This is a genomic window from Citrobacter sp. Cpo074, from assembly GCF_030332745.1.
Taxonomy (GTDB): domain Bacteria; phylum Pseudomonadota; class Gammaproteobacteria; order Enterobacterales; family Enterobacteriaceae; genus Citrobacter; species Citrobacter portucalensis.
In genome coordinates this window covers 95,763-116,671 of record NZ_JAOWHG010000033.1, presented here as the reverse complement: position 1 = coordinate 116,671, position 20,909 = coordinate 95,763, and the positions used below count along the sequence as shown (strand labels likewise).

The window sequence follows — 20,909 nt, the reverse complement described above, 5'->3', positions numbered from 1 at the left end:
CGGCAGCACTGATTGCCAGACGATAACAAAATCAAGTGATTAACAAAGTTACTTGATGATGCGGGAATAGCTCAGTTGGTAGAGCACGACCTTGCCAAGGTCGGGGTCGCGAGTTCGAGTCTCGTTTCCCGCTCCAAATTTAAGACATCGGCAATAGCGGATGTCGGCTGTAAAGCCAGAAGATTTCGGCGCGTTAGCAAAGCGGTTATGTAGCGGATTGCAAATCCGTCTAGTCCGGTTCGACTCCGGAACGCGCCTCCAATTTCTTCCCGAGCCCGGATGGTGGAATCGGTAGACACAAGGGATTTAAAATCCCTCGGCGTTCGCGCTGTGTGGGTTCAAGTCCCACTCCGGGTACCATGGGAAAGAACAGAATAATCAAAGCAATAAGCAGTGTCGTGAAACCACCTCCGGGTGGTTTTTTTGTGCCTGTTTTTTTACAAGCATAGATACCTTGCGTCAAGCAACCTGCCAGAAACGTAAACTGCCCTCTATATACTCACTATTGCTAATCAATCTATCGCCGAATCGGCGCGTTAAACATAAAGCCCCCTCGGGCAGGGTTGTTGATAAACCCATCGCGGGCGGGATTATAGTTGTGGTCCTGGAAACCATTCATCAGGATGGGATCGCCAAAGCCATCCTGTATCGCCAGCTGTCTGTGGATTCGGTTTCGTGCCCTGAACGTGAAAACAAAATCATCCGTCCCGCCAATGATGATCACGCCATTACCAGCTCGAAGTGCCTCGCTCAACTCTTGCTCTCTGACAGCCTGGTTTTGTAACGCGCTGGCTGTGGCAGACGATGACGCCAGCAGCAGTAATATGAGAACGGCGCATGAAAATACCGATGGCAGTTTCATGATTAATACCTATAAAAAACATGGCTATTAAAGTATAGCTTTATGTTGTCATCTTAACTGAAAAGAAAACCAATAATTTAAACCTGCTATCCATACTGTGTTTAAAAGTCCGGAAGAGTAGTGCCGCGCAGTTAAGAACTATAATAAAAACAGCCAACAGATGATTACTTCTGTTGGCAGACAGTGCTGATTCAGGGGGCTGCTATGAACATTTCATCTTTTCCGATAGTTATGTTCGCAGCATTGCTTACCTTTAGTGGTGCAGCATATTCGGTGGAAGAAGGGGATATCTTTTCGCAGAATGCCAGGGCTACGGATCCCATCGCGTTTTCTCAACAGTCATTTAATAACCTGACATCTTATCAGGTTATGATGCGCTCCTCGTCGCCATCCGATGAAAGCAAAATTATTCGCTATAGCTTTCAAAAGCCTGGGTATGTGCGGATGGATTTTACCCAACCGCATTCAGGTGCGGTGCTTATTTTTAATCCTGTCAGCGGTAAAGTGACGTTATGGCCATTTGGTGTGGGTTCGTTGCCCATTTTGCACCTGTCGCCTACTAATTCATTGATCCAGGATGAGCGCGGTCATCGGGTGGATCGTTCTGATATCGGCGTGTTGTTGGGCAATATTCGTCATCTGCAACGCGAAGGGACAACAACCACAGTTGGTAATGAAAACCTTGCAGGACGGGCGACGACGCGCGTATCTGTGGTTGGGCCAGGAACAATGGCGGTTGATGGTGTTCACCGCTATGACGTCTGGCTGGATAATTATCACGGACTCCCTGCCAAAGTGATCAGCTATGCGCCAGATGGGCAGCGATTAGAAACCGTGCTTCTGGATGCTATGGCCATTAACATCCGTTTTCCCGCCAATTTCTTCTCGCCTTGAGGGAGTCTGTATTATGGCTAACTATCGGTTTTCCACCGTCTGGCGGGTTGAGGCTTCAATTCAGGAGGTATGGGATGTTTTTTCTCATCCCGATCAGTGGCCAGAATGGTGGGAAAGTCTGGAACGCATTGTTGAGATTAAAAAAGGTGATATACAGGGCATTGGGGCGCTGCATCGTTATACCTGGAAAGGAGCGCTTCCTTATCGCTTAACCTTTGATATCAACGTGTTGAATATTCTGCCCTGCTCGCTGCTTGAGGGGCAAGCCAGCGGGGCGGTTGAAGGGCGAGGCGTGTGGTCTTTTTCTGCCAGTGGCGCAGAAACCATCGTCAGATATGACTGGAATGTGCGTACCACGATCCGCTGGATGAATTACCTGGCTCCGCTGGCGGCACCCGTTTTTCGCTGGAATCACGATATGGTTATGCGCGAAGGGGCAAGAGGGTTAGCCCGCAAACTGGCAACGAATGTCTATATTTTCTGAACTCGCCCTCACTGCTGTACTTTTTGCCTGCCTATGGCTTACTATCTGTCGCGCAGTTTCTTATTTCATTCACAGTTAACAGGTCTGTTATTGATGAATAACCTCCATCGGCTCACCTTTTTATGTCAGCGTCTGTCTGCTGTGATGATCGCATACGGTTTTTGCCTTCTTAGCCGTAGCCCAACTCTTACAACATGGACAGACAGCAATGCAACGTCGACAATTTCTCAAAAATAGCGTTCTCCTTTCCGCCGCCGGTTTAGTCGGTCCTGCGGTTATTAGCCAGACGGTTCAAGCCGCTGAACCATCCGTTGCACCAGTCGCGCGTCGGCGCTTTGTGTTATCCCAGACGTATAAACTTAACCCTCCTAAGGGATCGAGCGGCGTGGTAAAACTGTGGATCCCGCTTCCGGTAGATACCGCGTTTCAACAAATGACGGCGCTTGCCTTTAGCGGAAACTATAAGCAGGCGTACGTTACCACTAATAATACTTATGGCGCGAAAACGCTGTTTGCCACCTGGCCTGACTCGCAGGGCGAACTGTTGATTAACGTTGATATCGACATTGAAACCGCCGACTGGGAGCCGCTGAAGCAGGACGCGCTGAAAACCTGGCAAGCGCCGGAGCAGATTATTTATCCGCTGGATGTAAAACCGTACCTGCTGCCGACGACACATACCCCAGTTGATGGGCTTGTTCTGGAAACTGCGCGTAAAATCACCGGTAATGAGCAGGATCCGCTGAAAAAAGCGCGCCTGATTTACGAATGGGTGAGTAGCCATATGGAGCGCGATAACGACGTCATTGGCTGCGGCACGGGGGATGTGGCGGAGATCTTAAAAAGCGGTAAGCTCAAAGGAAAATGCACCGACATGAGCTCCGTTTTTGTGGCTCTGGCGCGGGCCAGCGGCATTCCGGCGCGCGAACTGTTTGGCATCCGTCTGGGCAAAGCCAATAAGCTCGAACGTTACTCGAAAAGCGCTTTTGGCAAAGCAGACAGTGCAGGCGTCGCCGATGTGAGCGGCGGACAACATTGCCGCGCCGAATTCTATCTGGCCGGTTACGGCTGGTTACCGTGCGATCCTGCTGATGTGACCAAAATGCGTCTGGCAGAGAAAAAGTCGCATCAGGACGCCGATGTCCAGGCGGTAAACACTTACCTGTTTGGTAACTGGGAAATGAACTGGGTTGGATTTAACTACGGGCGTGATTTCGAGCTGTATCCAGCAACGGAGCAGGGAGCCATGAACAACTTTGGCTATCCTTACGCTGAAGTCGATGGTGACCCGATCAATTTCTATGATCCTAAAGCGTTCTCCTACAGCTATGTCGCCACAGAACAACGCTAAAGGGGCGGGACTCACCCTGTTGACGGCCGCTGCGGCTGCTGTCACCGCGGGCTTATGCTGCGTTGGACCGCTGCTCTATCTGTTGTTTGGTATTTCGGCGGCGAGCTTTGCTGTTTTCACCCAGTTTGAGTTTTTGCGAATTCCCCTGATGCTGGTGTCATTGGGCTTATTACTGCGCGTCTTCTGGCGGCTCTATTTTTCCAGGCGGCTGTGGTGCTCCGGATGGTTAACGTTGAAGCAAGCGCGCGTTCTCTACTGGTGCGCGCTGGCGTTGATTTTGCCGGTGCTATTTTATCCAACGCTCGTTGCCTGGTTTTATGAGGTATTTGAATGAAAATCTTCACATTAGTTGCATGCTTGTTGCTGCCGCTGTGGGCTCAGGCGGCCAATCAAAAAGTGGTGCTGGATATACAAAATATGACCTGCTCGCTGTGCGTTATTTCGGTCAATCAGGCGCTACGTGAAACCGATGGTGTGATTAAAGCAAAATCCTCCCTAAAAACCCGACAAGCAGAAGCGATTGTGCCAGAAGGTTTCCCAACCGATACGTTACTTAACGCGGTAGCGAAAACGGGCTATACCGCAACGCTCAACCGTATTGAACAACAGTAAACCACCTACGGGTGGTTTTATTGTGTTTTCCCGGTATGATGCCCGGCGGCTTAGTGTTCTCTTTTGTGCGTTAACTTCCGGAATTCCCCTCGTTTCCTGTTAACCTGAACAGGCGGCAGCTATATGCCGCATATGCCCATTTTTATCTGTTATCCCTCCAGCCATGTAGGATGATCACAGGCAAGATTTTTTGACTAAGGAAAAGCGTTATGAAAACGGGACCATTAAACGAGAGCGAACTGGAATGGCTGGATGATGTACTGACTAAGTACAATACAGACAAGGCTATTCTGGATGTGTCAGAACTGGATGGTTTGCTGACGGCGGTGTTGAGTTCACCGTATGAAATTGAACCAGAGCAGTGGCTGGTCGCAATTTGGGGCGGCGCGCAGTATGTCCCTCGCTGGTCCTCCGAAAAAGAAATGACGCGTTTCATGAACCTGGCGTTTCAACATATGGCGGATACGGCCGATCGTCTGGATGAATATCCTGAGCAGTTTGAGCCGCTGTTTGGTTTGCGTGAAATTGACGAGCATGAACTGACCATCGTTGAAGAGTGGTGCTTTGGTTATATGCGCGGTGTCGCACTGTCAGACTGGTCCGCGTTACCGGACACGTTAAAACCAGCACTTGAAGCTATTGCGCTGCACGGTACGGAAGAGAACTTTGCGGTGGTTGAGAAACTAACGCCGGAAGCGTTTGAAGAGAGCGTGGATGCCATCCGCCTGGCTGCGCTGGACCTGCATGCTTACTGGATGGCGCATCCTCAGGAAACGCCGGTCAAAGTACCGGTGAAAGTGGATGCCAAAGTAGGGCGCAATGACCCTTGTCCGTGTGGCAGCGGCAAGAAATATAAGCAGTGCTGTTTGCATTAACAGAAAGGGGCGAAAGCCCCTTTGTTTTAACCCACTTCTGGTAGTAATCCTGCTGCAATAGAAAACTGTACTGCTATCACCACAATGCCGCACAAAAATACCAGCGCCAGCGCCGGAGCACCGCCTGCTACGCGGTAGTTGGCCTGCGGATTATGTTTTCTGCTCTGCCAGGCCAGCATCGAGGGAATGAGCAGCGCCAGCACCGCCAGGGCAACGCCCGCATATCCTAATGCCATGACAAAACCACGCGGATAGAACAGCGCGAATGCCAGCGGTGGCAGGAAGGTCAACGCGCCGGTTTGCATTCTTCCCGCTACGGTATTGCGGCGCTGGAAGAGGTCGGCCAGGTAGTCAAATAATCCCAATGCAACGCCGAGGAAAGAGGTTGCCAGCGCGAGGTCAGCAAACAGATGCACCGCCAGTTCGACGTGCGGAGAAGCCACGACTTCACGCAATGCCTGCAATAAGCCGTTTAAGCCTGCGTGATTGGCTAAAAGCCCCATGAATGTTGTCGAGTTAATGCTACCAAGCGTCGCCAGTTGCCAGAAGATATAGGCGACCAGAGGAATAGCGCTACCCGTAATAAACACCCAACGCAGTTTACGGATGTTACCGTTCATATAGCTGACGATACTGGGAACACTGCCGTGAAAACCGAACGAGGTGAAGATGACCGGGATTGCGGAGAGCGCCAACCCCTGTTGCAGCGGCAGCGTAAGCAGGTTCACTTTATGAATATGCGGCATTAACAGAGCCAGCATCGCCACCAGGAAGATTATCTTGGCACTGAATAGCAGACGGTTGAACAGATCGACCAGCGAGGTCCCAACACAAACCACGCCACCGGCAACAAAGGTGAACAGCAGTACGCCTGTTGTCGGGGATATATTTGTTCCGGTCCAGTCGCTGATGCTGGAGGCCAGCAGTTCACCTGCACCACTGATGTACGCCGCCGTCAGAGCATACATTAAAAACATCATGCTAAAGCCCGTTACCCATTGTCCGTAACGACCAAGATAACGTTTTGCCAGCGTACCCAGCCCGGTGTCTGCCGGGACATGTTGATACACTTCAAGCAGCAGCAGCGCGGTGTAGCACATCAACGCCCAAAGACTGACTAACAATACCAGCGTGACGCTAAACCCCACGCCTGCCGCAGCCAGCGGCATTGCCAACATACCGGCACCAATCGTGGTTCCCGCCACGATAAAAATACTACCCAGGGTTCTGTTTTTCACGCTTTCCTCTGTCCCAGAGATAATCAATGGTTATATCTGCGGCGCAGATTAAGGCAAAACGCTATTTTCGTCAAATCACCGTTACAACGACTGTACATTAATGTTTACGATGTTGTGATCATTAAGATGTATAACAAATGACATTTATCTGCTGATAAACCTGCGTTAGCGCAAAGCGACGATGTGCGGTTCACATTAGGCTACGGACTTTATTAAGGAGGTATTATGGAATCTATTCACGGTCACGAAGTGCTTAACATGATGATTGAATCTGGTGAGCAGTATTCAAATGCCAGCCTTGAAGCGGCGATTACGGCACGTTTCGGCGAGCAGGCGCGTTTTCACACTTGTTCTGCGGCGGATATGACGGCAGGCGAGTTGGTGGCGTTTTTAGCGGCGAAGGGAAAGTTTATTGCAAAAGAAGACGGCTTCTCTACGCACGAAAGCAAGATCTGCCGTCACTGATTTCAAGGGGTAATGATGGCGGGTTGCCTTCATTACCCTAAAATATTAATTCTGTGTATCAAGCGTAGCCAGTTCTTTGTCGATGAAATAAAGACCTTCGCCGCTTTTTCCTGCCAGCGACAGCTTATCAATAACAGATTTAAATAATTTCTCTTCTTCATGCTGCTCGGCAACATACCATTGCAGGAAATTAAAGGTTGGATAATCCTGGTGGGTCATTGCCGCGTGTGCCAGCTCATTAATTTTCTGGGTGATTAGCTGCTCGTGTTCGTAAGTAACACGGAACAGTTCATCCAGAGAAGCATATTCAGCAAAGGGTGAAGAAACGGTATTAATACGCGGCAAACTGCCGGTATCGGTCAGGTAGTCGAACAGACGCTGCATGTGCGTCATCTCTTCCTGGGCGTGACGGCGCAAAAACGCGGCAGCACCTTCGAAGCTGTGATAGCTGCACCACGCGCTCATCTGTTGGTAGAGCAGAGATGAATATAATTCAAGATTCATTTGCTCATTCAGTTGGTCGATCATTTCTGTTTTCAGCATGGTTCTGCTCCACAAACGTTATTATATATTGACGTGGCGCCACTATAATTTGTTATTTAATTATTTGCAAAAGGTAAAATAATAAATTTATTTATTAAAAATGCGAATGGGAATAAAACGCATTAACGATATTAAACGGAAGATATAAATAATAAAGTGGTAAAAGACCAGCAAAAATGAGCTGGTCGGAAATATTAATAATTGAAAGAAGGCGATTGGGGCACCGCGACACCATGACACTGCCAGGCGAGTGTAATTTTGGTATTTAAGCACAGAGAGCCTGCATACACGCTACAGGTTGACACCGGCTGGCCAAACGCTTCTGCGCTGGCATAGCCCAGGCGCTGACACTCTTTGGTGGCTGTCCCCTGGGTAACGTAGTCATCGGTACGTGCTGTTTGTAACATGGCCTGATTATAAGTCAGGCGAACCACACCAGTGATGGCGCTGGCTTCGCTGACCTGTGCCTGTTTTGTAATTGTGCATCCTGTCAGCATGAGCGGCAAAAGCGCTAGGATAAAGGTCTTCATGAGATCGCTCTGAAAGTTCGAAGATACACTATCATGGCATACAGAGACCCTCATCAATGGCTTGAATAGCCCGAAGATCACCTGCGATTAATCACAACGAGGTCATTTGTTTGAGGTAATTCTGAACTGTTCAGACAGGAATGTGAGCGCAACTTTGTTTTTTAAAACTAAATTTCATTAAATTTGAAAGTGTGATTGCAAAATAGTAATGTGGCTGAATGTTATGACTTTCAGCGGGCTACCGCAGCGCATTCAGGAGAGTACAGAATGAAAATTGCATTGATGATGGAAAACAGCCAGGCAAGCAAAAACGCCATCATCCATAATGAGCTTAAAGCCGTTGCGGATGAGAAAGGTTTTCCGGTCTATAACGTTGGGATGAGCGACGAAAATGATCATCATCTGACCTACATCCATTTAGGCATTATGGCCAGCATCCTGCTTAATTCCAAAGCTGTAGACTTTGTTGTTACAGGTTGCGGTACGGGCCAGGGGGCAATGATGTCACTGAATATCCATCCGGGTGTGGTGTGTGGTTATTGCCTTGATCCTGCAGATGCGTTCTTGTTCTCTCAAATTAACAACGGCAACGCGCTTTCTCTGGCATTCGCCAAAGGTTTTGGCTGGGGTGCAGAGCTGAATGTGCGCTATATGTTTGAAAAAGCGTTCACCGGGCGTAACGGTGAAGGCTACCCACCGGAGCGTAAAGAGCCGCAGGTGCGTAACGCCGGTATTCTGAATCAGGTGAAAGCGGCTGTGGTAAAAGAAAATTATCTGGACACGCTGCGCGCGATCGATCCTGAACTGGTGAAAACCGCTGTATCAGGCCCGCGCTTCCAGCAGTGCTTCTTTGAAAACTGCCAGGACAAAGCAATCGAAGCGTTTGTACGCGAGGTGATTGGCTAAATCCTGTTGGCCCGGCGGCGTTCACCCTCCGGGCTACCTGTTCCTGTTCGATACTGCGCTTCCTGCATCACGGGTGAGCCGTAGCGTATCCACCATACCTACCAGACAAATAATGGCAATAGCGACAAAGGCCAGCCGGAAACTGATCCCCGGAATATTGCCCAATGCCAGCTTTTCACTGACCACATCGCCAATGCGGATGCCAATAGCGGCTAAAGAAATGCCCAATCCCACTGCTAATTGTGTCGCCGTACTGAACAGCGTATTAGCGTAGCTCATTTGTGCCGCGGGGACGTCCGCGAAGGCAAGCGTGCTGACGCCGGTAAACTGAATTGAGCGGAACACACCGCCCAGATACAACACCAGCAAAATAACCCACACGGGGGTCTGCGGCGTAATTAATGCACAGGCCAGCAACGCCAGAACATTAAGTGCACCGTTAATCAACAGCAGCTTCTTAAAGCCCAGCCAGCGTATCAACGGGGTGGTGGCAGGTTTAATCGTCAGATTGCCGACAAATACCGCCAGCACCAGTGAACCCGCGTGAAAAGCGTTCATGCCAAAACCTACCTGAAACATTAACGGCAGCAGAAACGGCACGGCGCTGATAGAGGCACGAAACAGCGATCCGCCATACATGGTGACGCGAAAAGTAGGGACGTTCATGGCATCAAGGCGAATCATTGGCCAGGCGGTGCGACGAAAATGATGCAGGGCAAACAGAAAGGTCAATGTTCCTAGCACCAAAAGTCCGGCGGTCAGCCAGCCCTGAGGCTGTTGGGTTCCCAGTAACTCCATGGCATACACCAGGCTCACCATCGCAACAGAGGTTGCGATAAATCCTGTTATATCAAATGGGCGGCGCTCGTCGTCATGAATATCCGGGATAAAACGTAGCGCCAGCGCAATCGCCAGTATTCCGAGCGGTACATTAATGAAGAAGATCCAGCGCCAGTTGGCATAGCTGGTAATGAATCCGCCAAGGGGAGGGCCAATGATGGGCGCGACTAAAGCGGGCCAGGTCAGGGTCGCAATAGCGGTGATCAACTGATGTTTAGGCGTGGTTCGTAATACCGCGAGTCGGCCAACCGGAACCATTAGCGCACCACCTACACCCTGTAAGATTCGCATGGCGACAAAGCTCTCAAGGCTTTCGGACAAACCGCATAAAACCGAGGCGAGAGTAAATATCGCCAGTGCAAGGGTAAACACCTTTCTGGCGCCGAAGCGATCCGCAATCCAGCCGCTGGCGGGGATCAGTACCGCGAGGGTGATCAGATAGGCGCTGATACCTATGTTCAGGTCAACTGCCTGCACGCCAAAACTTTTCGCCATGTCGGGCAGTGCGGTGGCAATCACCGTGCCGTCAATAAACTCCATAAAGAAAGCCCCGGCAACAAGTAATGCAGCCGGGGATAGACCGCGTTTGTTCTCAACCGCTAAATGTTCACTCATGTTGTGCTTGCCATCTCAAAAGAAACTGACTGGAACTATTTTTATTTTCAGCGCATTCGGAAGGCATGCGCGGCTATCGTTTCGTTCGTTGAATGGGTACTATGACGACCTTTCTATAAGGAGCTCACTATGTCCCAAACACTGAATGCCGATCAGGAACTGCTCTCGGACGTTGTTGCCTGTCAGCTGGTTATCAAGCAGATTCTGGATGTTCTTGATGTTATTGCCCCAGTTGAAGTTCGGGAGAAAATGTCCAGCCAGCTGAAAAGCATCGACTTTTCCAGCCATCCTGCAGGTGCCGATCCGGTCACTATGCGCGCAATACAAAAAGCGGTTGCCTTGATCGAGTTGAAATTCACGCCGCAGAATGAATCTCACTAAAATAAACCGTTGTTTCAGGTTTTAGAAAGGTTTTTTTGCGCCTCGCAGAATGAGAGGCGTGGGCGTAGAGAAAATTAAGCACCAGCCGGATAAGGTGCGTCGCATCGTTATCCGGCATTAACACGATGAAAATTGAAGATTAGTGATGTTGATAGTTCACGACGTTCAGCAGGTGCTTATCGGTTTGCGCCATGCACAGTCCCGCACGTTTAGCGCTGCGGACTTCATCAAGAATCGTCTGTAACAGCACGCCATCCTGCTGCTGCTCTTTTTCCAGATCGTGAAGAAAATCAATGGTTGTTGCATCATTCAAGGCTTCTGCTTCATTGGTTAAGCGTGATAGCTTGCTGTAACGCTGTTGGTATTCATCCAGCGTTTTCTGAAACAGTTCTTCAAGGGAAGTTAGTTCATCACCCGGAACATCGATAGCCTTGACGATAGGGTTAGCCCCGGCACTTTTCATAAAATTAAACATACGCATCATTTGAGTCACGTTACCTTGCGCCTGGGTGCGTAGAAAGGTTGCGGTGCCAGTCAGGCTGTGTTCGTAGCACCATTCACTGAGATGCAGGTAAAGATTCGATGCGTAGAACTCGAGGTTCATTTGTGTGTTGAGTTTATGAACAATTCCAACTGCAGCCATATCAATATCCTTATTTCCAGAAAGGGGGATGTACGTTACTAACGTCAGTGCAACGGGCTGCCGCTACACGTCACCTCTACGTACAATTAAAACTGTTAGCAGAATAAATCCGTTCCGCCGGTCCTTTAGTGATCACGAATTACATTCGCTCCCGATCGAGATTCAGCATAACTCCAGTCCCGACATAAGAAAATCCTTAAATCTGCGTATTTATGATTTTTTACATATTGTCATAGCAATATTAGTGATTTTTCCGCTTGTGTATATAAATGCTGTGAATATAACAGATTGATATTTATAGCATTAAAGTGAAATATTGATAATGAAATGATGTTTCATATCACGAAATGGAATTTCACAATCAGGTATTGTCTGTCGCCAGATGATTATCTGGTCTTCGGATGAAGAAATTTCACCATTGACCCGCGTCGGTGAACGCTATCTGCTGGCTAATTTTTTTTGCGCCAGATCAGTTTTGTGGAAATTAATAAAGTTAAGCGCCTGAATGATTCGACATTTATTGTTTGGTGTATTTGGAAAAATCGAGGAGTGTGTATGAAAAAGGTTGCCGTGCTACTGGCACCTGGTTTTGAAGAGGCGGAAGCCATTGTTACCATTGATATTCTGCGTCGCCTGCAGATCGAAGTTGAAACACTGGCCTGCGCCGAGTCCCGTGCGGTGGTGAGCTACCATGACGTGCCGATGGTGACGGACAGCACGCTGGCTGCGCGTCAGACGGATCTTTATGATGCCGTTGTGTTACCCGGCGGGCCGCAGGGCAGCGTTAACCTTGCCGCCAGTGAGGCTGTCATCCAGTTTATCGCTCGCCATGACGAGGCTGGAAAACTCATTTGCCCGGTGTGTTCTGCGGCGGCGCGCGTGCTGGGCGGCAACGGCCTGCTGAAGGGGCGTCGCTATGTGTGTTCGGGAGATCTGTGGCAAAACGTCGCGGATGGGGAATATATTGATGCGCCGGTTGTTGAAGATGGCAACCTTATTAGCGGCAAAGGATTAGGGCATATTTTCGATTTTGCATTGACGCTTTCAGCGCGTCTGCTGGAAGATGACATTCCGGTTCGCGATCACGCTGACCACATTTATTACAGATGGTAATCATTGTGCTCCCGAATGCTTCGGTATTCGGGAACAAGGATTCGTTGGCTGATGTTATGGACTAATCTGCTACCCCTCTTTTTTCCCGTCGACAAAACCGCGTTTTTTTATGTCATTTCCCGCTGAATTTATGTACGCAATTACTGTAATTCTGTGGTGTGATGCCGCTCTCTTATGGAGAATCAATTTCCCGCTAAAAATACTCTCAGCACTGGCATTGATCTTATCAATAAAAGGTAATGCCTTGTTTTACGTCCGAATTACAAAAAATCGTCTGATTTTACCCTACATAAAAGAACGTTAAAGCTGGAGTTAACCATGCACAAATTCACTAAAGCGCTGGCTGCAATCGGTCTGGCGGCCATTATGTCACAATCCGCTATCGCTGAATCCATGAAGCTCGGTTTCCTGGTCAAACAGCCGGAAGAACCGTGGTTCCAGACTGAATGGAAATTTGCCGATAAAGCCGGTAAAGACCTTGGTTTTGAGGTGATTAAAATTGCCGTTCCGGATGGTGAGAAAACCCTTAACGCCATCGACAGCCTGGCTGCAAGTGGAGCAAAAGGGTTTGTGATTTGTACGCCAGATCCAAAACTGGGGCCAGCCATTATGGCTAAGGCACGTGGCTACGATATGAAAGTCATTGCCGTCGACGACCAGTTTGCCAACGCTAAAGGTAAGCCGATGGATACCGTGCCGCTGGTGATGATGGCGGCAACCAAAATTGGTGAACGCCAGGGCCAGGAGCTGTACAAAGAGATGCAAAAACGCGGTTGGGATGTGAAATCCACCGCCGTAATGGCCATTACCGCCAACGAACTGGATACCGCACGTCGTCGTACTTCTGGTTCAATGGAAGCGCTTAAAGCCGCAGGCTTCCCGGAAAAACAGATTTACCAGGTCCCAACAAAATCGAATGACATCCCCGGCGCATTTGACGCCGCCAACTCCATGCTGGTTCAGCATCCTGAAGTCAAAAACTGGCTGATTGTCGGCATGAACGACAACACCGTGCTGGGTGGCGTACGTGCGACCGAGGGGCAGGGCTTCAAAGCACCAAACGTGATTGGTATCGGAATCAACGGTGTTGACGCGGTGAGCGAACTGTCCAAAGGCGAAGCGACCGGGTTCTACGGTTCACTGCTGCCAAGCCCGGACGTGCACGGCTACAAATCCAGTGAAATGCTCTACAACTGGGTAACGAAAGGTGCAGAGCCACCGGCATTCACTGAAGTGACAGATGTGGTGCTGATTACCCGCGATAACTTCAAAGAAGAGCTGGCGAAGAAAGGCTTAGGCGGTAAGTAACAGAAGTGCTGCGATGTTGTAGGCCGGATTAGGCGAAGCCGCCTTCCGGCGCAATGCCCGGTGGCGCTGTGCTTACCGGGCCTACGTCCGGCGGTTTTCCTGGCCGGTAAAATCCTGACTCACGGAGACGTTATGCAACAGTCTACCCCGTATCTCTCATTTCGCGGCATTGGCAAAACGTTCCCGGGCGTTAAGGCGCTGACGGATATCAGTTTCGACTGCTATGCCGGACAGGTGCATGCGCTGATGGGCGAAAATGGCGCCGGGAAATCAACACTCTTAAAAATTCTCAGCGGTAACTATGCGCCAACAACGGGATCTCTGACGATCCGCGGACAGGAAGTTTCGTTCGCGGATACCACTGCCGCACTCAACGCCGGTGTCGCCATTATTTATCAGGAACTGCATCTCGTCCCGGAAATGACCGTTGCCGAGAATATTTACTTAGGGCAGTTACCGCACAAAGGCGGGATTGTGAACCGCTCGCTGCTGAACTATGAAGCAGGAATCCAGTTGAAGCATCTGGGGATGGATATCGATCCCGATACCCCACTGAAATACCTCTCCATTGGCCAGTGGCAGATGGTGGAGATTGCAAAAGCGCTGGCGCGAAACGCCAAAATTATCGCCTTTGATGAACCAACCAGCTCCCTGTCGGCTCGCGAGATTGAGAATCTGTTTCGCGTCATCCGTGAGCTGCGCAACGAAGGACGCATCATTCTGTACGTTTCGCACCGTATGGAGGAGATTTTTGCTCTCAGCGATGCCATCACCGTGTTTAAAGATGGTCATTACGTCAAAACGTTCACGGACATGCTGCAGGTCGATCACGATGCGCTGGTGCAGGCGATGGTCGGGCGCGACCTCGGGGATATCTATGGCTGGAAATCCAGACCGTATGGCACAGAGCGTCTGCGGCTGCATGAAGTCAAAGCTCCAGGCGTGCGTACGCCAATCAGCTTATCTGTGCGAAGCGGTGAAATTGTCGGGCTGTTTGGCCTGGTGGGGGCCGGACGTAGCGAATTAATGAAAGGGCTGTTCGGCGGTACGCGTATCACGGCGGGCCAGGTATTTATTGATGAACAGCCTATCGATATCCGTAAACCAAGCCATGCCATTGAAGCGGGGATGATGCTGTGCCCGGAGGATCGTAAAGCCGAAGGGATTATTCCGGTCCATTCAGTGCGCAACAACATCAACATTAGTGCACGGCGTAAGCATGTTTTGGGGGGATGCGTGATCAACAACGGCTGGGAAGAGACCAATGCCGATCACCATATTCGTTCACTCAACATCAAAACGCCGGGAGCAGAGCAACTGATCATGAATCTCTCCGGGGGTAATCAACAGAAGGCTATTCTCGGTCGTTGGTTATCGGAAGAGATGAAAGTGATTTTGTTGGATGAGCCTACACGCGGCATTGATGTGGGCGCCAAGCATGAAATTTACAACGTGATTTATGCCCTCGCAGCGCGCGGTGTGGCCGTATTGTTTGCTTCCAGTGACCTGCCAGAAGTACTCGGTGTTGCCGACCGTATTGTGGTGATGAGAGAAGGCGAAATTGCCGGTGAGTTACTTCATGAACAGGCGGATGAGCGCCAGGCGTTGAGCCTTGCTATGCCTAAAGTCAGCCAGGCTGTAGCCTGAATAAGGAGAGTATGATGTCTTCCGTTTCTACATCGGGTTCTGGCGCAGCGAAGTCGGCGCTAAATCTGGGCCGCATTTGGGATCAATACGGCATGCTGGTGGTGTTCGCCGTGCTGTTCCTGGTTTGTTCCCTCTTTGTGCCAAACTTTGCGACTTTCATCAACATGAAGGGGTTAGGGCTGGCGGTATCGATGTCGGGTATGGTTGCCTGCGGGATGCTGTTTTGTCTGGCATCCGGTGATTTCGACCTGTCTGTCGCGTCTGTAATTGCCTGTGCTGGTGTTACCACTGCCGTAGTCATTAACATGACCGAAAGTCTGTGGATTGGCGTGGCTGCCGGGCTGCTGCTCGGTATTCTGTGTGGTCTGGTGAATGGGTTCGTGATTGCGCGGTTAAAAATTAACGCCCTGATCACTACTCTTGCGACAATGCAGATTGTACGTGGTCTGGCCTATATTATCTCCGACGGTAAGGCAGTCGGGATTGAAGACGAGCGTTTCTTCACACTCGGCTATGCTAACTGGTTTGGTCTGCCGGCACCTATCTGGATCACGGTCGTTTGTTTCATTGTCTTTGGCTTACTGCTGAACAAAACCACGTTTGGGCGTAATACACTGGCCATTGGGGGCAATGAAGAGGCGGCGCGCCTGGCTGGGGTTCCGGTTGTTCGTACCAAGATTATTATCTTTATTCTTTCCGGTCTGGTATCCGCCATTGCCGGGATTATCCTCGCATCGCGTATGACCAGCGGCCAGCCAATGACCTCAATCGGTTATGAGTTGATCGTTATTTCGGCCTGCGTGTTAGGGGGCGTTTCGCTTAAAGGCGGCATCGGAAAAATCTCATATGTGGTGGCCGGGGTGTTGATCCTGGGGACGGTTGAGAATGCGATGAACCTGCTGAATATCTCTCCGTTCGCGCAGTATGTGGTACGTGGCCTCATCCTGCTGGCGGCGGTGATCTTCGACCGTTACAAGCAAAAAGCGAAGCGTACCGTTTGATGATTTAAACCCCAACTTTTTAGTCTAGCTTCTGCCCGTCGCCAGCCGCTACCCGGCTGGCGATTGTTTTTTCAAATGGCGAGCATGGTCACACTGTCTATACTTATATCCGTCATACATCATCTATATGCCGCGATCCGCGTGGCGTTCTGACCATGATGAGGAGGATAACCGGGTGACAGCATCACTGACTTTACCCCCTGAACAATCTGCAAACTGTGCTTACTTTTTTGATCTCGATGGGACACTTGCTGAGATTAAACCTTTTCCCGACCAGGTCGTTGTCCCGAAGACAATCCTGCAATGTCTACATCGGTTAGCGACGCAGAATGCGGATGCGCTGGCATTGATTTCAGGGCGCTCAATGGTTGAGCTTGACGCACTCACTACTCCGTTTCGTTTTCCGCTTGCCGGAGTGCATGGGGCAGAACGCCGTGACATCAATGGTCAAACGCACATAGTAAACCTGCCCGAAGGTATCGAACGTGAAGCCGGGGCGTTATTACACGCAGCGTTGGTGATGTTACCGGGGGCAACACTTGAAACCAAAGGCATGGCCTTCGCGTTGCATTATCGCCAGGCACCCGAACACGAAGCGGCGCTGGTTACCCTGGCTGAGCGCATCACGCGCAGATGGCCGCAGCTTGCTCTGCAGCACGGAAAATGTGTCGTGGAAATAAAGCCTAAGGGCAGTAATAAAGGCGACGCGATAGCTGCATTTATGCAGGAAGCGCCTTTTGCTGGCCGGATCCCTGTGTTTTTCGGTGATGATCTGACAGATGAAACAGGGTTTGCTGTAGTTAACCGCGCTGGCGGTATTTCTGTAAAGGTAGGGAGCGGGCCGACGCAGGCAACATGGCGTCTGGATGGCGTCAGGGATGTCTGGCACTGGCTGGAGAAAAATAACTCTTCGCAGCAAGAACCGAAAGCAACGAATAACAGAAGAGGTGGCTATGAGTCGTTTAGTCGTAGTATCTAATCGTATCGCCTCACCAGATGACAAAGGGAGCGCGGGTGGGCTCGCGGTCGGTGTACTGGGCGCGTTAAAAGCTGCTGGTGGTTTATGGTTTGGCTGGAGTGGTGATACAGGTAATGAGGATAAACCGTTAAAAAAGGTCACGCGTGGCAATATCACCTGGGCCTCGTTTAATTTGAGTGAGCAAGATTACGAAGAGTATTACTGCCAGTTTTCAAATGCGGTTTTATGGCCCGCGTTTCACTATCGACTGGATTTAGTTCAGTTTCAGCGCTCTACCTGGGAAGGCTACCAACGGGTTAATGCCTTACTGGTAGATAAACTTCTGCCGTTGCTTGGCGATGACGACATTATTTGGGTTCATGATTACCATCTGTTGCCGTTTGCCTGCGAGTTACGTAAGCGCGGCGTGCGTAATCGCATCGGTTTTTTCCTGCATATTCCTTTTCCGACGCCGGAAATTTTTAATGCGCTCCCGCCACATCTGGCGCTGCTTGAGCAAATGTGTGATTTTGATTTGCTTGGTTTCCAGACCGAAAATGATCGTCAGGCTTTTCTGGACTGTCTCGCAGCCCAGACTCGGGTGATCACGCATAAAGATAAGCAGCACCTGGCATGGGGAAAAGCGTTTCGCACTCAGGTCTATCCCATCGGTATTGAACCGGATGAGATTGCACGACAGGCGTCCGGTCCGCTGCCGCCAAAACTGGCACAGCTAAAAGCGGAGCTTAAAAATGTGCAGAATATTTTCTCCGTGGAGCGTCTGGATTACTCCAAAGGCTTGCCGGAGCGCTTTCAGGCCTATGAGGCCTTACTGGAACATTATCCGCAGCACCACGGTAAAATTCGCTATACGCAGATAGCACCGACCTCGCGTGAAGAGGTGCAGGCCTATCAGGATATTCGCCACCAACTGGAAACAGAGGCAGGGCGAATCAACGGCAAATATGGGCAACTGGGCTGGACGCCGCTTTACTATCTGAACCAGTATTTTGATCGTAAATTGCTGATGAAGATCTTCCGCTACTCTGATGTAGGGTTGGTGACCCCGTTGCGCGATGGTATGAACCTGGTGGCGAAAGAGTTTGTGGCCGCACAGGATCCTGCTAACCCTGGCGTGCTGGTTTTATCGCAATTTGCCGGGGCGGCGAACGAGCTAACCTCCGCCCTTATTGTTAATCCTTATGACCGGGATGAAGTGGCAGGCGCATTAAACCAGGCGCTGACGATGCCACTTACCGAACGTATCTCGCGCCACGCTGAAATGCTTGAGACTATCGTTAAAAACGATATCGACAACTGGCAGGCGACGTTCATTTGCGATCTTAAAACGGTCACGCCGCGTCGGAGTCAATGCCAACAGCCAGACAATATCTCTTCCTGTTCTAAACTCGCATGAAGTCGTGGCACTGTGGATTAATCTCCAGCTAGCGGAACCAGAAGAACGTCCACTTGGCTGGTATGAATCACGCTTTTCGCTGAACAGGATGCGCGCGAAAAAAAACTGTGGTTATGGTTGCCGTAAATGACCAGATCAACGGCGTGTTTGCGGCATACATCCAGGATATGTTCATTCAGAGCCCCATAGGTAATAAAGGTATGTTCAATGGGGTATTCTGCTTCTTTGCTAAGTTTGTCGATAAAATCCTGAGTCTCTTCTTGCATCACTTCACGCAGGTCTTCCAGCATGGGGGCAGCAAACTGGTTATACAGTTCGGGGTCTGAGACCAGCGTAATCAGGCTAATTCGGGCGTTGACAGGGCGAGCGATAGAAACCGCCTTGTCTAACAACTGCTGACTTTCAGGGGTGGCGGCAACAGCAACAAGAATGTGCGAATAGCTCATAACTCGCTCCTTTTTTTCAAGAATTATGAGAGGGCTTTTCAGCTTTACTCAGCTTACCCCATACTGCAACGTTTCCCGCCTCGATAGTGTGAATGTCATCATGATTATTCATTAATTATTCTTATAAATAGAATAATCGATTCATATTAGTTGCAGATATGTTCAGGTTACTTAAGTGAAACCCACCGCTAATGAAAACAATGTGTTAATAAAAATTAAACATATATTAACATTTGCAAGGTCGTCACATCGCGGTATTAATTAATCACTCTAAATATTTAACTTATTGTTTCTAAAGAATTTAATTAAAAAAGTTTTTTGAGTTAAATATGTGATCCAGCTCGCTATTTCACGGCGTGATATTAACGGATGTGAACAAAATACTATTCGGTTTTATTGCAAGAATATTCGTACATCAGGAATTGAAATAGATGATTGCGGATTAAAAAATAAGCAAAGTAAAAGCTGCGCTGATGGATTTATGTTAAGTGTTTGACTGGTTTATGTGATCTTGATCACATATTCTTTAAATTCGCAGCATACCTCCGTTGTATGTGTAACTGACGGCGGGTAGAGTTGCGTCGAATTAGGAAAAATCTTAGACATTTGTAAGAATTGATGTGAGCTTGTAAGGGACGCTGCCTTCTTAAAAGGGAATGTTTAGACAACGCGTAAGTGTCGTCACGCTGCTATGTATTTGACCTTTTGCTTTTTTTTACCGGGCCTTCCCGGCGACATCACGGGGTGCGGTTTTACCGCATGAAAACAATGTTGGTTATTATGGATGCAAATAATGCATACATCCGAGTTGCTGAAACACATCTATGACATCAATTTGTCATATTTATTGCTTGCACAGCGTTTGATCGTTCAGGACAAAGCATCTGCGATGTTTCGCCTTGGTATCAGCGAGGAAATGGCGGACACGTTGGCAACATTAACACTTCCTCAAATGGTCAAACTGGCCGAAACAAACCAACTGGTATGTCATTTCCGTTTCGACGATCACCAGACTGTTACTCGCCTGACGCAAGACTCCCGCGTTGACGATCTTCAGCAAATTCATACTGGTATCATGCTTTCAACACGCCTGTTAAGCGACATCGATGATGCAGCACGTAAGAAAAGGGCTTGATGATGAGCGAAAAAAGCATTGTTCAGGAAGCGCGTGATATCCAGTTAGCAATGGAATTAATCACATTGGGCGCCCGTTTGCAAATGCTGGAAAGCGAAACGCAATTAAGCCGTGGTCGATTAATCAAGCTGTACAAAGAATTACGCGGTAGTCCTCCGCCAAAAGGGATGCTCCCGTTTTCCACCGACTGGTTTATGACGTGGGAACAAAATATTCATGCGTCGATGTTTTGCAATGCATGGCAATTCCTGCTCAAAACGGGTCTCTGTAGCGGCGTGGATGCCGTGATCAAGGCGTATCGGTTATATCTTGAGCAGTGTCCGCAGCCTGAAGAAGGGCCATTGTTGGCGTTAACCCGCGCGTGGACGCTGGTGCGATTTGTCGACAGCGGATTGCTGGAGTTGTCCCAATGCAATTGCTGCGGTGGGAATTTTATCACCCACGCACACCAACCCGCAGGCAGCTTTGCCTGTAGTTTATGCCAACCGCCATCACGGGCCGTAAAAAGACGTAAACTTTCCCAGAATGCTGCCGATATTATTCCACAACTGCTGGATGAACAGATCGAACAGGCTGTTTAACTGATACGGTGTGGATGAACACTCCAGCAGCGGTAAGCGATTACCGCTGCTTTTTTTTGTCCTG

24 protein-coding genes and 3 tRNA genes are annotated in these 20,909 nt (G+C 49.6%); 20 read left to right on the top strand and 7 right to left on the bottom strand.

The window, feature by feature from the left end; all coding sequences use genetic code 11:
* Positions 1 to 60 precede the first annotated feature (60 nt).
* The 3 genes from OGX83_RS14845 to OGX83_RS14835 all read left to right on the top strand — a co-directional run bounded on the left by OGX83_RS14845 (position 61) and on the right by OGX83_RS14835 (position 360).
* Positions 61 to 136: transfer RNA gene (locus tag OGX83_RS14845), tRNA-Gly, on the top strand.
* A gap of 51 nt (positions 137 to 187) precedes the next feature.
* Positions 188 to 261 (top strand) — tRNA-Cys (locus OGX83_RS14840).
* A 12-nt stretch (positions 262 to 273) separates the two neighbouring features.
* A tRNA-Leu gene (locus OGX83_RS14835) sits at positions 274 to 360 on the top strand.
* A gap of 157 nt (positions 361 to 517) precedes the next feature.
* Here the strand turns inward: OGX83_RS14835 and OGX83_RS14830 are convergent.
* Positions 518 to 862 carry a hypothetical protein gene (locus OGX83_RS14830; protein WP_032943821.1) on the bottom strand — a complete coding sequence of 115 codons (345 nt, stop codon included), beginning with the start codon at positions 860 to 862 and terminating at the stop codon, positions 518 to 520.
* A 204-nt stretch (positions 863 to 1,066) separates the two neighbouring features.
* Between OGX83_RS14830 and OGX83_RS14825 the strand changes: the two genes are divergently transcribed.
* The 6 genes from OGX83_RS14825 (at position 1,067) to OGX83_RS14800 (ending at position 5,078) form a co-directional block, all read left to right on the top strand.
* Positions 1,067 to 1,756 (top strand): LolA family protein, encoded by a 690-nt coding sequence (locus OGX83_RS14825; RefSeq protein WP_286588400.1) that lies wholly within the window; start codon positions 1,067 to 1,069, stop codon positions 1,754 to 1,756.
* A 13-nt stretch (positions 1,757 to 1,769) separates the two neighbouring features.
* Complete coding sequence (locus OGX83_RS14820) at positions 1,770 to 2,240, top strand: SRPBCC family protein (protein WP_003833916.1); 471 nt, start codon at positions 1,770 to 1,772, stop codon at positions 2,238 to 2,240.
* 208 nt (positions 2,241 to 2,448) lie between these two features.
* The gene (locus tag OGX83_RS14815; RefSeq protein WP_286588398.1) at positions 2,449 to 3,591 is read left to right on the top strand and encodes a transglutaminase-like domain-containing protein; all 1,143 of its coding nucleotides are present in this window, start codon (positions 2,449 to 2,451) and stop codon (positions 3,589 to 3,591) included.
* A complete protein-coding gene (locus OGX83_RS14810) occupies positions 3,569 to 3,925 on the top strand; it encodes a mercuric transporter MerT family protein (protein WP_003833912.1) in 357 nt (118 codons plus the stop codon). Before OGX83_RS14815 ends, OGX83_RS14810 begins: the two co-directional genes overlap by 23 nt.
* The gene (locus OGX83_RS14805) at positions 3,922 to 4,203 is read left to right on the top strand and encodes a heavy-metal-associated domain-containing protein (RefSeq protein ID WP_003833910.1); all 282 of its coding nucleotides are present in this window, start codon (positions 3,922 to 3,924) and stop codon (positions 4,201 to 4,203) included. Before OGX83_RS14810 ends, OGX83_RS14805 begins: the two co-directional genes overlap by 4 nt.
* A gap of 209 nt (positions 4,204 to 4,412) precedes the next feature.
* Positions 4,413 to 5,078: a YecA/YgfB family protein gene (locus OGX83_RS14800; protein WP_003034581.1), complete on the top strand. Its 666-nt coding sequence runs from the start codon at positions 4,413 to 4,415 to the stop codon at positions 5,076 to 5,078.
* Between the two features lie 26 nt (positions 5,079 to 5,104).
* Here OGX83_RS14800 and tyrP read toward each other — a convergent pair whose 3' ends face one another.
* Positions 5,105 to 6,316 carry a tyrosine transporter TyrP gene (gene tyrP, locus OGX83_RS14795; RefSeq protein WP_079934726.1) on the bottom strand — a complete coding sequence of 404 codons (1,212 nt, stop codon included), beginning with the start codon at positions 6,314 to 6,316 and terminating at the stop codon, positions 5,105 to 5,107.
* A 225-nt stretch (positions 6,317 to 6,541) separates the two neighbouring features.
* On the opposite strand from tyrP, the gene OGX83_RS14790 reads away from it, so the two are divergent.
* Entirely contained in the window at positions 6,542 to 6,781 is a 240-nt protein-coding gene (locus OGX83_RS14790; RefSeq protein WP_003034586.1) for a YecH family metal-binding protein, read from the top strand.
* A 45-nt stretch (positions 6,782 to 6,826) separates the two neighbouring features.
* Here the strand turns inward: OGX83_RS14790 and ftnA are convergent, their stop codons facing one another.
* Together ftnA and yecR are read right to left on the bottom strand one after the other, a co-directional pair.
* Entirely contained in the window at positions 6,827 to 7,324 is a 498-nt protein-coding gene (gene ftnA, locus OGX83_RS14785; RefSeq protein WP_003034588.1) for a non-heme ferritin, read from the bottom strand.
* A gap of 194 nt (positions 7,325 to 7,518) precedes the next feature.
* A complete protein-coding gene (yecR, locus tag OGX83_RS14780; RefSeq protein WP_008785081.1) occupies positions 7,519 to 7,854 on the bottom strand; it encodes a YecR family lipoprotein in 336 nt (111 codons plus the stop codon).
* A gap of 267 nt (positions 7,855 to 8,121) precedes the next feature.
* On the opposite strand from yecR, the gene OGX83_RS14775 reads away from it, so the two are divergent.
* Positions 8,122 to 8,760, top strand: coding sequence for an RpiB/LacA/LacB family sugar-phosphate isomerase (locus tag OGX83_RS14775; protein WP_003034591.1), 639 nt, complete (start codon positions 8,122 to 8,124; stop codon positions 8,758 to 8,760).
* Between the two features lie 33 nt (positions 8,761 to 8,793).
* On the opposite strand, the gene OGX83_RS14770 is transcribed toward OGX83_RS14775, so the two are convergent.
* Positions 8,794 to 10,215: an MFS transporter gene (locus tag OGX83_RS14770; protein ID WP_060683679.1), complete on the bottom strand. Its 1,422-nt coding sequence runs from the start codon at positions 10,213 to 10,215 to the stop codon at positions 8,794 to 8,796.
* A 129-nt stretch (positions 10,216 to 10,344) separates the two neighbouring features.
* On the opposite strand from OGX83_RS14770, the gene OGX83_RS14765 reads away from it, so the two are divergent.
* The gene (locus tag OGX83_RS14765; protein ID WP_003034595.1) at positions 10,345 to 10,596 is read left to right on the top strand and encodes a DUF2766 family protein; all 252 of its coding nucleotides are present in this window, start codon (positions 10,345 to 10,347) and stop codon (positions 10,594 to 10,596) included.
* Between the two features lie 139 nt (positions 10,597 to 10,735).
* Here the strand turns inward: OGX83_RS14765 and OGX83_RS14760 are convergent, their stop codons facing one another.
* Positions 10,736 to 11,239, bottom strand: coding sequence for a non-heme ferritin-like protein (locus tag OGX83_RS14760; RefSeq protein WP_003034597.1), 504 nt, complete (start codon positions 11,237 to 11,239; stop codon positions 10,736 to 10,738).
* Between the two features lie 555 nt (positions 11,240 to 11,794).
* Between OGX83_RS14760 and OGX83_RS14755 the strand changes: the two genes are divergently transcribed.
* The 6 genes from OGX83_RS14755 to otsA all read left to right on the top strand — a co-directional run bounded on the left by OGX83_RS14755 (position 11,795) and on the right by otsA (position 18,683).
* Complete coding sequence (locus OGX83_RS14755; RefSeq protein ID WP_213752292.1) at positions 11,795 to 12,352, top strand: DJ-1/PfpI family protein; 558 nt, start codon at positions 11,795 to 11,797, stop codon at positions 12,350 to 12,352.
* A gap of 318 nt (positions 12,353 to 12,670) precedes the next feature.
* Positions 12,671 to 13,660 (top strand): arabinose ABC transporter substrate-binding protein, encoded by a 990-nt coding sequence (locus OGX83_RS14750; protein ID WP_003833897.1) that lies wholly within the window; start codon positions 12,671 to 12,673, stop codon positions 13,658 to 13,660.
* Between the two features lie 132 nt (positions 13,661 to 13,792).
* Positions 13,793 to 15,307 carry an arabinose ABC transporter ATP-binding protein AraG gene (gene araG / locus OGX83_RS14745; protein WP_020996633.1) on the top strand — a complete coding sequence of 505 codons (1,515 nt, stop codon included), beginning with the start codon at positions 13,793 to 13,795 and terminating at the stop codon, positions 15,305 to 15,307.
* A 14-nt stretch (positions 15,308 to 15,321) separates the two neighbouring features.
* On the top strand, positions 15,322 to 16,308 hold the full coding sequence (gene araH, locus OGX83_RS14740; protein WP_003034609.1) for an L-arabinose ABC transporter permease AraH: 987 nt from the start codon (positions 15,322 to 15,324) through the stop codon (positions 16,306 to 16,308).
* A 175-nt stretch (positions 16,309 to 16,483) separates the two neighbouring features.
* Entirely contained in the window at positions 16,484 to 17,287 is an 804-nt protein-coding gene (otsB, locus tag OGX83_RS14735) for a trehalose-phosphatase (RefSeq protein ID WP_125362622.1), read from the top strand.
* Positions 17,262 to 18,683 (top strand): alpha,alpha-trehalose-phosphate synthase, encoded by a 1,422-nt coding sequence (gene otsA, locus OGX83_RS14730; RefSeq protein WP_286588393.1) that lies wholly within the window; start codon positions 17,262 to 17,264, stop codon positions 18,681 to 18,683. The genes otsB and otsA overlap by 26 nt, the downstream gene beginning before the upstream one ends.
* A gap of 17 nt (positions 18,684 to 18,700) precedes the next feature.
* On the opposite strand, the gene uspC is transcribed toward otsA, so the two are convergent.
* Positions 18,701 to 19,129 (bottom strand): universal stress protein UspC, encoded by a 429-nt coding sequence (uspC, locus tag OGX83_RS14725; RefSeq protein ID WP_008785072.1) that lies wholly within the window; start codon positions 19,127 to 19,129, stop codon positions 18,701 to 18,703.
* 793 nt (positions 19,130 to 19,922) lie between these two features.
* On the opposite strand from uspC, the gene flhD reads away from it, so the two are divergent.
* Both flhD and flhC read left to right on the top strand, forming a co-directional pair.
* Complete coding sequence (flhD, locus tag OGX83_RS14720) at positions 19,923 to 20,264, top strand: flagellar transcriptional regulator FlhD (protein ID WP_003034622.1); 342 nt, start codon at positions 19,923 to 19,925, stop codon at positions 20,262 to 20,264.
* Positions 20,261 to 20,845, top strand: coding sequence for a flagellar transcriptional regulator FlhC (gene flhC, locus OGX83_RS14715; RefSeq protein ID WP_008785071.1), 585 nt, complete (start codon positions 20,261 to 20,263; stop codon positions 20,843 to 20,845). Before flhD ends, flhC begins: the two co-directional genes overlap by 4 nt.
* Positions 20,846 to 20,909 lie beyond the last annotated feature (64 nt).